Consider the following 14812-nt stretch of genomic DNA (forward strand, 5'->3'; position numbering starts at 1 on the left):
TCGCCAGCCGTTCAGGCATGGAGCATATTATGATCGTCCGTAGTCTTGAAGAAGCACGTAAAACAAGCCGACTGGTAACTGCTGAAAATGGTAACTGGGACAGTACCCGTTTGGTGCTTGCCGAGGATAATGCGGGTTTCTCTTTCCACATCACACGCATCTTCCCGGGCACAGAGACTCACATTCAGTATAAGCATCATTACGAAGCCGTTTTTTGCTATGAAGGCGAAGGTGAAGTCGAAACCCTCGCGGATGGCAAAATCTGGCCAATCAAAGCGGGCGATATTTATCTACTGGACAAGCATGACGAGCACCTCCTGCGCGGCAAAGAAAAAGGCATGACCGTGGCCTGTGTCTTTACACCGGCACTGAGTGGCAATGAGGTGCACCGCGAAGATGGATCCTATGCGCCGGCCGATGAGTAAACCTTAGTTATTTACCGCTTTTAAAAGCAGCCTTGCTAACGCAGGCTGCTTTTTAGTGCCTGATGACTAAGATGACCTGTCTGGGCTTGTCTGCAGCATAAATGTCATCTCCGCGATCGGAATTGGTCCAAGAGGAAGCAATCGGAATCTGGTTATGTAAGAATGAACACGTTAAAGCCATTGGGGTCCAAAAATCAGCCAGTTAGGTGGGTATACGCCATCTTAATTGTTCTGTGTGAAAATCAAGACCCCGGCATTCGCATAATATATATTATGTTAAATTACAGATTCAGATAGCTTCTAAAAAGTTAATACGGCGTTGGACAACTGGTCTAGCTTCTCCTTATTATTCCTTTTTAATTTTCAAGGATGTCTCTCGTTATGCGCCCAGGTGTTTTGTGGCTGATGGCTGGTTTATCACTTCTGTTTTCTGGCTGCGCCCTTCAGCAACCAGATTCTAATGAGCCACCGTTATTGAACGAGGTAGCATTCAATACCCGAATGCTCGAGCTACAGGATGCATTAGGGCAACAATGCAGTGCTAATGCTCAGCATCAGGCGCAACAACTCAGCCATCAGCAGGTGCTTACCGCTGATGTTCGTGAAGTGGGTAGCCTGCTACGCCTTTTACGCGGTGATATAAAGGAGCTTGAAGCTCGGGGTGACGAGCCCATCATTATCCGCGAAGAGTGTGAAGTGGATACCACGCTAGATATGAAAACCATGCTGGGACGTAGCGAATGGGTTGGCCTGCCGAGTGTAGGTACCTATTTAAAAGCACGCGTGGACTCCGGTGCAGAGACATCATCATTATCAGCCTCCGACATTACGCGCTTTGAGCGCGATGGCGAAGATTGGGTGCGCTTCAAGCTGGCACTGACTGAGGATGATAGTGTCGTGGAGTCATTGCGTAACGAGTGGATAGAGGCACCTGTTCAACGGCGTGTACGCATTGTTCAAGCGTCTGGTGAAGAGTCTCGCCCCGTTGTCTCTCTATTAATGACGCTCGGTCCTATTCGTGAAAACGTCGAATTTACGCTGAATGATCGTACCCACCTCGATTTCCCCGTATTGCTAGGCCGCCGTTTCTTAATGGATATTGCTATTGTTGATGTGGCGCAAACCTACTTACATGAGCGTCCAGAATTCCCCGGCGGGGACCCTGCTGAACAAGCCGCTGAAGATGAAGCGGTCGACCAAGACGATATCGAAGAGTAAAAGCTCCCCTGCCGCTTTTCGCTGAAAGGAATTTTAATGTCACGCCTTCCGTTTTATATCATTGTAGGTCTACTTCTTGTGGCAGGTATTGCCACCAGTGTGCATAGACATCTTCATTTTGAAATTCCGTGGGTACCAGGCGAGCAGCGTCAGGTATGGGAAATTGAGGCCGTTATCAATTTCAATGCCCAGAATGGCCCCGTAAAAGTGGACTTAGCGCTGCCCTCCCATCAGGCAGGCTTTCGTGTACTGACCGAAAATACCGCTTCTTCTGGCTATGGTTTAGCCTACCAGACGGATGATTTCGGGCGCCAAGCGGAGTGGACCATTCGGAATGCTGCTGGCAGCCAGCAGCTCTATTATTCGGTGCAAATGCTGGTATCACCTGATTCCCGCCCGCCGGTACAAGCACCGCCAGGGCTGGCGTCGAGCACGCCTTGGGAAAGTCCTTATGATTCAGCAGCTACCCAGCTAATTGATAGAGCGTGGGCCAGAAGTGCAAATAATGCGACCTTTGCGCGTGAGCTAATTCTTGATGTAAATGGTGAGCGTCAGGGTGAAAATGCCCGCTTACTGCTCACCCAGGAAACGCCGTCAGCACTCATCGTGCGCTTGCTAAATCAAGCGGGTGTACAAGCGCGAGAAGTAAGCGGACTGCTACTGGAAGATGGGCGCCGGCGTCAACTATTAAGCAGTTGGATTCAGGTATTTGATGAGCCTGCAGAAAGCTGGAATATATTCGACCCTGCAACGGGCGAGGAAGGCCAGCCCGAGAACCTGCTGCTCTGGGAAACAAGTGGCCGGGCGGTGCTTGAAGTTCAAGGTGGTACAAACTCGCGGGTTAGCTTCTCTATGCTAACGCACCATCAGCCAGCGTCTGCTGCTGTGCGCAACCACTTTTCTGATGATACGCTGCTGAATTTCTCAATCCATAGCTTACCGCTTGAAGAACAAGCACTTTTCCAAACGATTCTGCTGATTCCCATTGGCGCTTTGGTCGTTGTGTTTTTGCGTGTATTGGTCGGGGTGAAAACATCAGGCACCTTTATGCCTGTTCTGATCGCCCTCGCCTTTATACAAACCACCCTGCTGACGGGTTTGATTGGCTTCCTGCTGATCGTGGCTGTAGGCTTGGTTATTCGTAACTATCTGTCTTATTTGAACTTATTGTTGGTGGCGAGAGTATCGGCGGTTATCATAACGGTCATCGCGATTATCTCGATCTTTACCGTATTGGCTTACCGTATGGGTCTAAGCGCGGGGCTCACTGTCACCTTCTTCCCCATGATTATCCTGGCCTGGACGATTGAGCGGATGTCGATCCTCTGGGAAGAAGAAGGCCCAAAACAGGTCATTATTCAGGGGGGCGGCAGCTTGTTGACAGCCGTGCTCGCATACCTTGCCATGAACAACCCTTGGGTGCGTCACATCACCTTCAACTTCCTGGGTGTTCAGCTGATTTTGATGGCGCTCATTCTGATTTTGGGTAACTACACCGGCTATCGTTTGCTTGAGTTACGCCGCTTCAAGCCGATTACTGATGACGAGAAGCCGTCATGAGCTGGCTCAACAACTGGACATGGCCTAGCCGCCTGCGCGACAAAGGCATTATCGGCATGAACCGGCGTAATATTCGCTATATTGGCCGGTATAATTCACGGCGCCTTTACCCGTTGGTGGATGACAAGCTCAAGACTAAACTTTTGGCGCAAGAGTATGGCATTACCACACCAGAGCTTATTGGTACGGTAACCACGCAGTTTGGCGTTCAGCATATTGGCGATATGCTGACAGGTCATGATGGTTTTGTTATCAAACCTGCCAAGGGCAGTGGCGGTAAGGGTATCCTGGTTATCGAAAAGGTAGTTGATAATCAGTTTGTTAAACCCAGCGGAGCGCATTTAACGCTTGAGGCTGTAGAGCGTCATGTCTCTAATATTCTTTCAGGGCTTTACTCCCTGGGCGGCTCTCCGGATGTAGCCGTCATTGAAACGCTGATTAATTTTGAAGAAAGTCTGATGGCGTATACCTACGAAGGCGTGCCGGATATTCGGGTCATCGTTTTCAAGGGCTACCCCGTCATGGCGATGATGCGCTTATCAACGGCGGCCTCCGATGGCAAAGCCAACCTGCACCAGGGAGCAGTCGGTGTTGGTTTGAATATTGCCACCGGAGAAGCCCTTCGCGGCGTGCAGTTTGACCGCCCTTGCTTCAACCACCCGGATACCGGGCATGACCTGGCAAGCCTGGAGGTCCCCCAGTGGGATACCCTGCTAAACCTGGCGGCGGGTTGCTATGAAATGACCGGATTAGGCTATTTGGGAACCGATATGGTGTTGGACAGGCAACATGGGCCCATGCTGCTTGAGCTGAATGCACGCCCGGGCCTTGCTATTCAAATGACCAACGGAGAGGGTTTGCGTCGCCGGCTTGATCTCATCGAGCGTCAACCAGAAGGGGTGCCAGTTGCCGAGCGTGTAGCGTTTGCTCAGCACCACTTTGCTCGCAAGAGTGAGCTAACAGAAAGCCCTGACACAACTATCGCAAGCGCGTAGACTAAGCTGATGACGTTTACTGAGTGCACCAATGACTGAAGCGAATACGCTACTTCAACAAGCGGAATCACAGTGTCACAGCCGCGGCGTTCGATTTACCCCCATTCGACGCCGCGTGCTTGAATTGATTGCTCACAATGGCGGCGGTTTAAAAGCCTATGACCTGTTGGATAAACTTTCAACCGAGCATGCAGCTGCCCGCCCTCCTACGGTTTATCGAGCGCTGGAATTCTTGATTGACCAAGGATTGGTGCATCGTATCGAGTCGCTAAACGCCTATGTGGCATGCGCCTGTCCTGAACATATTCATGGGTTCCAACTGCTGATTTGCCGTCAATGTGGTTACGTCGAAGAATTGCATTTGGATGAAGTTAGCGATCAGCTGTCAGCCTTTGCCAGCCGGCAAGGCTTTAGTGTTGAACGACAGACGATTGAGCTGCAAGGCCTTTGTCAAAACTGTCGAGCCAAGAGTGAATAATAGATATGTCTCGTTTTGATCAACTACCGGCTGATACGTTATTCAAGGCACTTGAGGCGGCAACGCCACAAGATACATTACCCGCCACCACGACGTTATTGGATGCTGTTAGATTTAACGCGGAAGGTTTATTGCCTGCTATCGCTCAACAGTATGACACCAAAGAAGTGTTAATGATGGCCTGGATGACGCGTGAAGCACTAGAGGAAACGCTGAGCACGCATCGCGTTTGCTACTATTCGCGTTCACGCAACAAGCTCTGGCGTAAAGGCGAGTCATCCGGACAACAGCAGCATCTTAAGTCGGCGGCTCTGGATTGTGATGGCGATACATTGCTGCTACAGGTAGACCAGACAGGTCCTGCTTGCCATACCGGTCGCCGAAGCTGCTTTTATCTTTCGCTAACCAGCGCCGATGCCACCATTAATAGTGAACCGCTTATTCACCCGGATGAGCTTTACGGTAACCGTTAGTCATGCGCTGGGTGCATTACATATTACGTGCTTTACGCAAGCTGGCGGTTTTAGTAATGGTTGGCACGGTGCGTGCCTATCAATACCTTATTAGCCCCCTGCTCGGGCCACGCTGCCGATTTTGGCCAAGTTGCTCCTCCTACACCATTGAAGCCCTTCAGGTGCATGGCCCTGCCAAAGGTGGCTGGATGGCTATCAAGCGAATCCTAAAATGCCATCCTGGCAACCCTGGTGGCATGGACCCTGTTCCCGGAGGGCGTAGTGAGCAACTTTGTAAAGAGGACGACGAGTCGCCGCCCTCTCCTTCATGCTGTCATCAACATCAACGTTAATGCCGTATTAGGCTTGCTGCGCCACTTGGTAAATACGCTCAAGCATGGCGTGGAGGCCATTGCTGCGCGTGGGGGAAAGATGTTTATCCAGCCCAAGATCCGCTAAAAAGTGCGGTTCGGTAGTGCGGATTTCAGCCGCTGTGCGCTCGCTATAGATGCGTAACAGCACCGCAATCAGCCCAGAAACAATTGCCGCATCAGAGGTAGCGCTAAAGACCAGCGTGTCGCCCTGCTGTTCATGGCGCATCCATACATTGGATTGGCAGCCCTGAATTTTATACTCCGCAGTTTTGCAGGCCTCTGGAAAATCAGGAAGCTGCTTGCCCATATCGATAATGTATTGATATCGGTCCATCCAGTTATCAAACATTTCAAACTCTTCGATTAGCTCTTGCTGGGCCTGCTCGGCGCCGGAAGTGCTCATACTCGTTCCTTTTCATATTCGATTTAAAAGCGTCAGACCATTATACGGGTTCAAGGTGGCTTGCGTGGATAGCTTTGTCAGCCTGACGTGCCTTATGGCGTAAGCCGGTGACGTTGCTGTTCACGGTGCCACTCGTTATCTTCGGTGTGCAGGTAGCGCGACGTGGTGTCCAACCGTGCATGGCGGGCGCTTTCTGCCAAGTGACGCAAGCTAATACCCGCTTGAGCCTGGTGTGTGATCGAGGTGTGCCGCAGCCAGTGCGGTGTTGCCTTGCGCAGCGCAGCCACATAGGCGGGCGCCCCCTCTTCAGCTTCAAGCACGTCGGCCGCTTCTGCAAAGGTTTCACGGATCAGCCGGTAAAGCTGATTGTCACCAATACCCCGCTTTCCATCCAGCGCTCGGATAGCAGGCGTCTCGTCAAACTGCATGGGCAATCCATCAAGCCCAAGCGCTTGTCGCCAATCAGCCAAACATGCCTGCATATCATCAGGCACAGGGACGCGAGCAAGCTTGCAGCCTTTGCCCACCACGGACCACCACCAGCGCCCTTCTGATTGGGAAAAATCGCCCATGCGGGCACCCGCCATTTCGCTAATACGCGGTGCTAATAAGTAGGCAAAGCCAAAAATAAACCGGCGTCGGGCCTGTTCATACCCGGCGCGACTTCCCTTCCCGTCACTCATTGGCTTATTAAGCCAGCACCAAAACCACTCCCATAGCTCACGTTCCAGATAGCGCTCAATACGCGGTGTCTGATTATTTAAGCGGCGAGATTTATCGCGCATCAACCGAAACGGGTTATGGCTGACCCATCCTGCTTCTACCAGCCAGCTAAACAGCCCCTGCAAAATAATCAAACTTTGTCGGCGGCTGGCGGGTGATAACGCTCCACGAAATGGCCGCCACTCCGGGTGGTAACGAGGTTTTGAAGGCCCAACCCAGTGCTGGGCAGGCTGCGGGTCTGCCAGGAATGCTTCAAATTGGCGCAGCGTTTCCCGGTCCATAGCTTCCAGCGTTAAGTGCTGGTGGTCAAGCCAAAGCAACAGTCGCTCGGTTTCACGCCGGTAGCTTTTCCAGGTTTGCGGGCTGTCCTGATACTCGGCAAGCCATGCAGCAACGGCCTGAGCATCTGTATGCGCATTAATGCGTGATGACTGAAACGGCAGCTCCACTACAGCGCTTGACGCCTGCATACCGCCCTTCTGTCCGGCAATTACGTCCATTTGATCATAAATATACTGATACCTATCTCGATAACACTATCTGGCTCTATTTTAGCCTGCATCGCTATGCCGCTGTTTGCTAAGGGATAAGTGTGATGCCAAACGTGTATAAATTCAAGATTATAATAGTAATCTTGAATTTATGTGCTTAATGATAAATAAAATTACGTAATACATATAACGTAATTATTGTATTTATAAGCCATTACGCGGAAAATAGAACGATTCAATAGGCAATATCAGGAAGAGACAGCATGGCGCGCAGTGGCATTCAGTACAGTGACGTACAGCACGCAATCGATACGCTTCTTGCCCGTGGCGATACGCCCAGCGTGCAACGAATCCGCGAGGTGTTGGGTACCGGCAGCTTTACGACGATTAGCGAGCACTTCCGCTATTGGCGCACCGAGCGCGAACAGAATCGCGACGTTCCTCCACCTAAAGGTGTCCCTGAGGTAGTTGTTAATGTCGCCAGTGAGCTATGGCGTGAAGCGCAAGAAGTCGCCAATCAGGCGCTGCTGCACTACCGCGAAGAGGCGAATCGACAAGTCGAAGAAGCCCAACAGCTGGCTGAGAATGCCGAACAGTTAGCCGCGAACGCCGAACAGCGAGAAAGCGCCCTAGCGGAACACTTCCGCCATACCGAGCAGCGTCTTGAAGCGCTTAACCGTGAGCTGGCCTCAAGCCAGGCCAAAGAGCAGCATTGGCAGCAGGCTGCCACTGAGGCGCATGAGGAAAACCAGCAGTTAAAAAAAGCGAATGAAGCCTTACACCAGCATAATGAGGCCCTTGGCCAGCAACATACCGCTGCGTTAAAAGAGCAACAGAGCGCATGGGAAAAACGCCTGGCCCAAGAAGAGCAGCGCAATGAAAATGCCGAGGGAAGATTGATGGCGATGCTGGATGAGGCTCGCCAGGAGCGTGCTCAGGAAGAAAAAGCCTCGCAAAAGCGGCTCCAGCAGAAGCAGCAACGCATCGAGGCGTTAACGGAGGAGCTAAAGCAAAATCGCGGCGATCTACTAAAACAGCAGACTCAGGCAAAAGAACAGGAGCAGCACATCGCCACCCAGGAAGAGCGCGTTGCATCGCTAGCTCAGCAATTGGAAGATGCTCAGGAAAACAACAAACAGCAGCGAGAGCAGATGAAACGTGAGCGCGAATGGCAAACCACCATGGGTCAACAAATGACGGCGTTACAGCAGCAACTTTCTGAACTACCTGCTTCGATAAACGTCAGAGAAAGGCAGTTGAACGAGAATGATTGAATGACGTCGACACCGACACCGGCTAGCCTGCCGACATCATTTAACCAGCCGATGGTTGTTGACCGGCAGGAGCATCACCATGCTGATTAAAATTGCTAAACCTGGTGACTTACATGAATCAGAGATCACCCCTGAGTCGATTTACTTATCACGCCGACGTTTTATGGGCGGACTCGCGGGCCTCGGAGCAGGGCTGGCATTAGCAGGCCACACCTCAGCCAGTGAGCAAATGCCTGACTACAACGATGTTCCCGAAGGCGATGCGCCTGAATGGTTTAAGGCCAAACGCGATGCGGCCGAGTGGCGGGCAGTTGTGCCTACTGACCCGAGCCAGGACAAAATGGCCCCTTATGCGGATGCCAGCAGCTACAACAATTTTTTTGAATTTGGTACCGGCAAAAGCGACCCCTCACGCAAAGCGGGTTCGCTGGTGACTAAGCCTTGGAGCGTAGTGATTGATGGTGAGGTCAATAAGGGTGGGCGCTTCGCCCTTGAAGATCTCGTCAACCCTTCCCAGTTTGAAGAACGCATTTACCGGCTACGCTGTGTTGAAGCCTGGTCGATGGTTATTCCTTGGCTAGGCATTTCGCTTGCCGAGGTTATTCAACGTGCAGAGCCGACGTCAAAAGCCAATTACGTGCGCTTTGAAACGCTAGTCGATCCTGAACAAATGCCTGGGCAAGGCTCCGCTTTTGCCCTAATCGACTGGCCCTATGTAGAAGGGCTACGCCTTGATGAGGCAATGCATCCGCTAAGCTTTCTAGCGATGGGCATGTATGGACGAGAGCTGCCTAATCAAAACGGCGCACCGCTTCGCCTAGTGGTGCCATGGAAGTATGGCTTTAAAAGCATTAAATCGATTGTGCGCATTTCATTGGTTGAAGAAGAGCCACTCAATTCCTGGCAGCAAATCGCTGCCAATGAATATGGCTTTTACGCCAACGTGAACCCTGAAGTCGATCATCCTCGCTGGAGCCAGGCTACCGAACGCCGTTTACCGAACAGCCTCTTCAATACCAATATCATCGATACGCGTATGTTTAATGGTTATGCCGATGAAGTCGCTGACTTATACGCAGGCATGGATCTTCGGGTTCACTACTGATGCCGGCTTATTTTATGACGCTATGGCGTATAGGCGTTTTCATTTTCGCCTTGGCGCCCTTGGGCTGGTGGAGTTTGCAAGTAGCTAACAACCTGGCGGGCCCAGAGCCTGGGCGCTATTTGCTGTTAAATATTGGCCAAGGCGCACTATGGCTATTGTTGCTTACCTTAAGTCTTACGCCTCTGACCCGGCTGACACGCTGGAAAGGTTTTAGCGTTATTCGTCGCCAGCTGGGCCTGTGGACGCTGGCCTATGCATTTTTGCATTTCGTTTGTTACGCGTTATTTATTCTGGGACTTAATTGGACGCAGCTAGGCAGTGAGATCGTTAAACGGCCGTATATTATTGTGGGCATGCTTGCCCTGCTGGGTTTGGTAACGTTAGGCGCTACGTCTAACCGTTGGGCCATGCGTAAACTGGGCAAGCGCTGGAAAACGCTCCATAAGTTTAGCTACGTTATTTTGGTGCTGGTGTTGCTGCATTTCTTGTGGATAGTACGCGCCGACATGCAGGAGTGGTTTTTATACGCGATGGCAGGCGCACTGCTGATGTGCCTGCGCATTCCGGCCATATCGCGCATGTTGCCCAAGGTACGCCAACGAATAAAGCATTCCGCGTAACGAATCTTAAAGACTCCTTATCCTTGTACAACACGTATCCCGTATACGCTTGGATAAAACGCAAAAACCCAGCCATAAGGCTGGGCTCGAATCAAAACACGGCTTTATCTAGCGGTAATAAGCGTTGGTGTTATCGGTATGGTCTGTCACATCACGAATACCGGCAAGTTCAGGAATGCGCTCCATCAGCGTTTTTTCGACGCCGTCTTTAAGCGTTAAATCTACCGCTGCACACCCTTGGCAACCGCCGCCAAACGCCAGAATAGCCATTTTTTGCTCGGTTAACTCAATCAGCTTGATCTCACCGCCATGCGCTGCCAAGCCAGGGTTAATCTCGCTATACAGCACGTAATTAATACGGTCCTCAAGCGGGCTGTCAGCATTTACCTTGGGCATCTTGGCGTTGGGTGCCTTGATGGTCAGCTGCCCCCCCATACGATCAGCATTGAAATCGACCACGGCTTCTTCTAAAAACGCCAAGCTGTTTTTATCAAGAAATACGTTGATTTTTTCAAGTTCAAGCGTAACGTCAGCGGGTTCTTCTTCGCCCGGACGGCAGTATGCAAGGCATGTCTCGGCATACGGCGTGCCCGGTTGGGTAATGAAAATACGCACAGCGATACCTTCAACGTTTTGCTTTTCAAGCAATTCCGCAAGGTACTCTTGGGCGCTATCGGTAATGTCGATACCTGGTGCTTCGGTAGTCGTGGTCATGAGGCTATTTTCCCTCCCGTGAACAGTGGCAATACCACTTCACATGTCATTTTATTGCTATGGTAAGCAAAACAGCGCGTCGACACAATCCCGACTGTTTTAGTAGGCTATTTAAATGGCTAACGGGCTAATGATTTTTTAACAGCTGCATTGTATAGCTGCCCTGCTTGGCGGCCTTTGGTATCATAATGTCCGTTTGGTTATTGATATGTTGTAAAACGCCGCTCATACCCCTTTTCGAAAACGTATTTTAATAAAATATTTTCGATCAAGACGCTGGAGAAGATTCCCTGTTATGGCCGCTAGTGATTTGAACGCCTCGCTTACCCAACGCATTCTAATTCTGGATGGCGGTATGGGGACCATGCTGCAAAATGCCCAGCTGAGCGAGGAAGACTTTCGTAGCGAACGCTTCAGCGATTGGCCGTCAGATTTAAAAGGCAATAATGACTTGCTGGCGCTCACCTGCCCCGACGTAGTGTCGCGTATTCACCGCGGCTACCTGGAAGCGGGCGCGGACATTATTGAAACCAATACCTTTAACAGTACGCGCCTTTCTCAAGCCGACTACGGCATGGAAGACATTGTTGTCGAGCTTAACCGTGAGTCTGCGCGCCTAGCTCGGGAAGTGTGCGATGCGGTCGCGGCTGAAACCGGCGTGCCGCGTTTCGTTGCTGGCGTATTGGGACCCACTTCACGCACTGCTTCGTTATCGCCGGATGTGAACGACCCGTCCAAGCGTAACGTGACCTTCGATGAGCTGCGTGAAAACTATTATGAAGCTGCTCAGGCGCTGATCGAGGGCGGCGCTGACCTGATCATGATCGAAACCATCTTCGATACGCTTAACGCCAAAGCCGCGATCTATGCACTTGAAGTGCTGTTTGAAGACCTTGGCAAGCGTCTGCCGGTCATGATTTCAGGCACGATCACCGATGCCTCGGGCCGGACGCTTTCCGGGCAAACCACTGAGGCGTTTTGGAACTCGGTTCGCCATGCCCAGCCGCTGTCAGTAGGCCTTAACTGTGCGCTAGGGGCTGAAGAGCTACGTCCTTACCTTGAAGAGCTATCCACCAAAGCCGATACGTTTGTCTCCGCACACCCTAACGCTGGCTTGCCTAACGAATTTGGTGAGTATGACCAAACGCCGGAGGAGATGGCGGCGATTGTTAGCGAGTTTGCCGAGAGCGGGCTGGTTAATATCATTGGTGGCTGCTGTGGCTCGACGCCTGAACATATTCGTGCAATTGCAGATGCGGTGCGTCCCATGGCACCGCGTCAGATTCCTGAGCGTAGCTCCGCTTGCCGTTTGTCCGGGCTTGAGCCTTTCAACATTGATGCAGACTCGTTATTCGTCAACGTGGGTGAGCGTACTAACGTAACGGGTTCGGCGCGTTTCAAGCGACTTATCGTTGAAGAAGATTTCACCACGGCCCTGGAAGTAGCGCTTGAGCAAGTCGAGAACGGCGCGCAAATCATCGATATCAATATGGATGAGGGCATGCTGGAGTCGCAGGAAGCCATGGTGCGCTTTCTGAATCTGATTGCTGGCGAGCCGGATATTGCCCGCGTGCCGATCATGATCGACTCGTCCAAATGGGACATTATCGAAGCTGGCCTAAAATGCGTTCAGGGCAAGGCCATTGTTAACTCGATTTCTTTAAAAGAAGGCGAAGCGGCGTTTCGTGAGCAGGCCACCAAATGTCGTCGCTTTGGCGCGGCTATCGTGGTCATGGCCTTCGACGAGGATGGTCAGGCCGATACGTTCGCACGCAAGACGGAAATCTGTGAGCGCGCCTACCGCCTACTGGTCGATGACATCGGCTTTCCGGCCGAAGATATCATTTTCGACCCCAACATCTTCGCCATTGCCACAGGCATCGAAGAGCACAACAACTACGCCGTCGACTTTATCGAGGCGTCTCAGTGGATTCGCGAAAACCTGCCCCATGCGATGATTTCAGGCGGCGTTTCCAACGTCTCCTTCTCGTTCCGGGGCAATAACCCGGTACGTGAAGCGATCCACTCGGTGTTCCTGTATCACGCCATCCGTGCGGGTTTGAGCATGGGGATCGTTAACGCCGGGCAACTTGCGCTATACGACGACTTACCCGCCGAGCTTCGCGATGCCGTGGAAGACGTTGTGCTGAATAAGCGCAGCGACGGCACCGAGCGCTTGCTGGAGCTGGCAGACAAGTACAAGGGTGACGGTAGCGGCCCGGCCAAGAAAGAGGACCTTGAGTGGCGTGATTGGCCCGTTAATAAGCGCATCGAACACGCGCTGGTGAAAGGCATCACGGCCTATATCGAAGACGACACCGAAGAAGCTCGCGTTCAGGCCGAGCGCCCTATCGAGGTCATTGAAGGGCCACTGATGGATGGCATGAACGTGGTCGGCGACTTGTTTGGCGCCGGTAAAATGTTCCTGCCCCAGGTAGTGAAATCCGCGCGGGTCATGAAGCAGGCGGTTGCCTATTTGATCCCGTATATCGAAGCGGAAAAAAACGAAGGCACTCAGGCCAAGGGCAAAATTGTCATGGCCACGGTTAAAGGCGACGTTCACGATATCGGCAAAAATATTGTCGGCGTGGTGCTGCAGTGTAATAACTACGAAGTTATTGATCTTGGCGTAATGGTGCCTGCCGAGAAAATTCTTCAAGCCGCGATTGACCACAACGCCGATATTATTGGCCTCTCGGGGCTGATTACGCCGTCGCTTGATGAAATGGTACATGTAGCCAAGGAAATGCAGCGCCGAGGCATGAACCTGCCGCTGCTGATTGGTGGCGCGACGACCTCCAAAGCGCATACGGCCGTTAAAATTGAGCCACAGTACGAGCAACCGGTCATTTATGTGACCGATGCTTCTCGCGCGGTAGGTGTCGCCGGCCGATTACTCGCCCCCAATCTAAAAACGGCGTATGTCGCGGAAATTCGTGAAGAGTATGTCAAGGTGCGCGAACGTAACGCCAAGCGCCGTCCTAAAGCGGCGGACCTGGATTACACTCAGGCGCGCAAACGTCGTTTCCGCACCGACTGGAGCACCCAGACGCCGGTTGAACCCAAGTTCCTGGGCCTCAAAACGTTCGATAACTATGACCTTGAAGAGCTGATCGAGCGTATCGATTGGACGCCCTTCTTCATGAGCTGGCAGTTAGCGGGTAAGTACCCAAAAATTCTTAACGATGAGGTCGTGGGCGAAGCGGCGCGCAACCTGTTTGCCGATGCGCAAGTCATGTTGCGCAAGCTTGTCGATGAAAAGCGCGTTCAGGCTCGGGGCGTTATCGGCCTGTGGCCGGCCAACAGTGTGGATGATGACGTCGTTGAAGTGTATGCCGATGAATCGCGCAGTGAGGTCATCGAGCGCCTTCACCATATTCGCCAGCAAACCACCAAGGGTCGTGACGGTATCTGCTACAGCCTGGCGGACTTTATTGCGCCTAAAGAGAGCGGCAAAGCCGACTGGATCGGCGGGTTTGCGGTCACCGCCGGCCATGGCGTTGACGAACTTACCAAGGCGTATGAAGCGGCAGGTGATGACTACAACGCGATTTTGGTTCAAGCACTTACCGACCGTTTGGCAGAGGCCTTTGCAGAGCGCATTCACGAGCGGGTACGTAAAGAGTTCTGGGGTTACGTGCCAGAAGAAACACTGGATAACGACGCGCTGATAGCAGAAAAATATCAGGGCATTCGCCCCGCCCCCGGCTATCCTGCCTGCCCGGATCACACCGAGAAAGGCACCTTGTTCAAGCTGCTAAACGCCACAGAAAATACCGGCCTTGCGCTAACCGAAAGCTACGCCATGTGGCCGGCCGCTGCCGTTGCGGGTTGGTATTTTGCTCATCCGCAGTCAAAGTATTTCTCGACAGGCAAAATCACCCGTGACCAGGTAGAAGCAATCGCTGAGCGTAAACAGATGCCGCTTGAGGAAATGGAGCGCTGGCTATCGCCGGTACTCTCTTACGACCCCAGTTGAT

Annotated in this window: 14 protein-coding genes; 11 read left to right on the plus strand and 3 right to left on the minus strand. The window is 52.2% G+C overall.

Going from position 1 to position 14812, the window contains the following annotated elements; translation table 11 throughout:
* Positions 1-29 precede the first annotated feature (29 nt).
* From ACT3TC_RS09835 to yidD, 7 genes are all read left to right on the plus strand, one after another.
* On the plus strand, positions 30-425 hold the full coding sequence (locus ACT3TC_RS09835) for an ectoine synthase (RefSeq protein WP_172116624.1): 396 nt from the start codon (positions 30-32) through the stop codon (positions 423-425).
* 381 nt (positions 426-806) lie between these two features.
* A complete protein-coding gene (locus ACT3TC_RS09840) occupies positions 807-1643 on the plus strand; it encodes an ATP-dependent zinc protease family protein (RefSeq protein ID WP_444639882.1) in 837 nt (278 codons plus the stop codon).
* 36 nt (positions 1644-1679) lie between these two features.
* Positions 1680-3203, plus strand: coding sequence for an inactive transglutaminase family protein (locus tag ACT3TC_RS09845; RefSeq protein ID WP_444639884.1), 1524 nt, complete (start codon positions 1680-1682; stop codon positions 3201-3203).
* Positions 3200-4198, plus strand: coding sequence for an alpha-L-glutamate ligase-like protein (locus tag ACT3TC_RS09850; RefSeq protein ID WP_444639885.1), 999 nt, complete (start codon positions 3200-3202; stop codon positions 4196-4198). The genes ACT3TC_RS09845 and ACT3TC_RS09850 overlap by 4 nt, the downstream gene beginning before the upstream one ends.
* 31 nt (positions 4199-4229) lie before the next feature.
* A complete protein-coding gene (locus ACT3TC_RS09855) occupies positions 4230-4676 on the plus strand; it encodes a Fur family transcriptional regulator (RefSeq protein WP_172116630.1) in 447 nt (148 codons plus the stop codon).
* Between the two features lie 5 nt (positions 4677-4681).
* Positions 4682-5149, plus strand: a complete 468-nt coding sequence (hisI, locus tag ACT3TC_RS09860) for a phosphoribosyl-AMP cyclohydrolase (RefSeq protein ID WP_444639887.1) — start codon at positions 4682-4684, stop codon at positions 5147-5149.
* 2 nt (positions 5150-5151) lie between these two features.
* Positions 5152-5481: a membrane protein insertion efficiency factor YidD gene (gene yidD, locus ACT3TC_RS09865; protein WP_444639888.1), complete on the plus strand. Its 330-nt coding sequence runs from the start codon at positions 5152-5154 to the stop codon at positions 5479-5481.
* Positions 5482-5488: 7 nt separating this feature from the next.
* Here yidD and ACT3TC_RS09870 read toward each other — a convergent pair whose 3' ends face one another.
* Both ACT3TC_RS09870 and ACT3TC_RS09875 read right to left on the minus strand, forming a co-directional pair.
* A complete protein-coding gene (locus tag ACT3TC_RS09870) occupies positions 5489-5905 on the minus strand; it encodes a SufE family protein (RefSeq protein ID WP_193053557.1) in 417 nt (138 codons plus the stop codon).
* A gap of 92 nt (positions 5906-5997) precedes the next feature.
* Positions 5998-7098 carry a tyrosine-type recombinase/integrase gene (locus tag ACT3TC_RS09875; protein WP_444639920.1) on the minus strand — a complete coding sequence of 367 codons (1101 nt, stop codon included), beginning with the start codon at positions 7096-7098 and terminating at the stop codon, positions 5998-6000.
* A gap of 284 nt (positions 7099-7382) precedes the next feature.
* Between ACT3TC_RS09875 and ACT3TC_RS09880 the strand changes: the two genes are divergently transcribed.
* The 3 genes from ACT3TC_RS09880 to msrQ all read left to right on the plus strand — a co-directional run bounded on the left by ACT3TC_RS09880 (position 7383) and on the right by msrQ (position 10118).
* Positions 7383-8393 carry a DNA-binding protein gene (locus ACT3TC_RS09880; RefSeq protein WP_444639890.1) on the plus strand — a complete coding sequence of 337 codons (1011 nt, stop codon included), beginning with the start codon at positions 7383-7385 and terminating at the stop codon, positions 8391-8393.
* A 79-nt stretch (positions 8394-8472) separates the two neighbouring features.
* The gene (msrP, locus tag ACT3TC_RS09885; protein ID WP_444639892.1) at positions 8473-9498 is read left to right on the plus strand and encodes a protein-methionine-sulfoxide reductase catalytic subunit MsrP; all 1026 of its coding nucleotides are present in this window, start codon (positions 8473-8475) and stop codon (positions 9496-9498) included.
* Positions 9499-9512: 14 nt separating this feature from the next.
* Positions 9513-10118: a protein-methionine-sulfoxide reductase heme-binding subunit MsrQ gene (gene msrQ, locus ACT3TC_RS09890; RefSeq protein ID WP_444629873.1), complete on the plus strand. Its 606-nt coding sequence runs from the start codon at positions 9513-9515 to the stop codon at positions 10116-10118.
* A gap of 108 nt (positions 10119-10226) precedes the next feature.
* On the opposite strand, the gene nfuA is transcribed toward msrQ, so the two are convergent.
* The gene (gene nfuA, locus ACT3TC_RS09895) at positions 10227-10832 is read right to left on the minus strand and encodes a Fe-S biogenesis protein NfuA (RefSeq protein ID WP_172116638.1); all 606 of its coding nucleotides are present in this window, start codon (positions 10830-10832) and stop codon (positions 10227-10229) included.
* A 295-nt stretch (positions 10833-11127) separates the two neighbouring features.
* On the opposite strand from nfuA, the gene metH reads away from it, so the two are divergent.
* The gene (gene metH, locus ACT3TC_RS09900) at positions 11128-14811 is read left to right on the plus strand and encodes a methionine synthase (RefSeq protein ID WP_444639893.1); all 3684 of its coding nucleotides are present in this window, start codon (positions 11128-11130) and stop codon (positions 14809-14811) included.
* The last annotated feature ends 1 nt before the right edge of the window (position 14812 follow it).

Origin of the sequence: Halomonas sp. AOP27-A1-41, from assembly GCF_052378605.1 — a bacterium.
Classification (GTDB): Bacteria; Pseudomonadota; Gammaproteobacteria; order Pseudomonadales; family Halomonadaceae; genus Vreelandella; species Vreelandella citrativorans.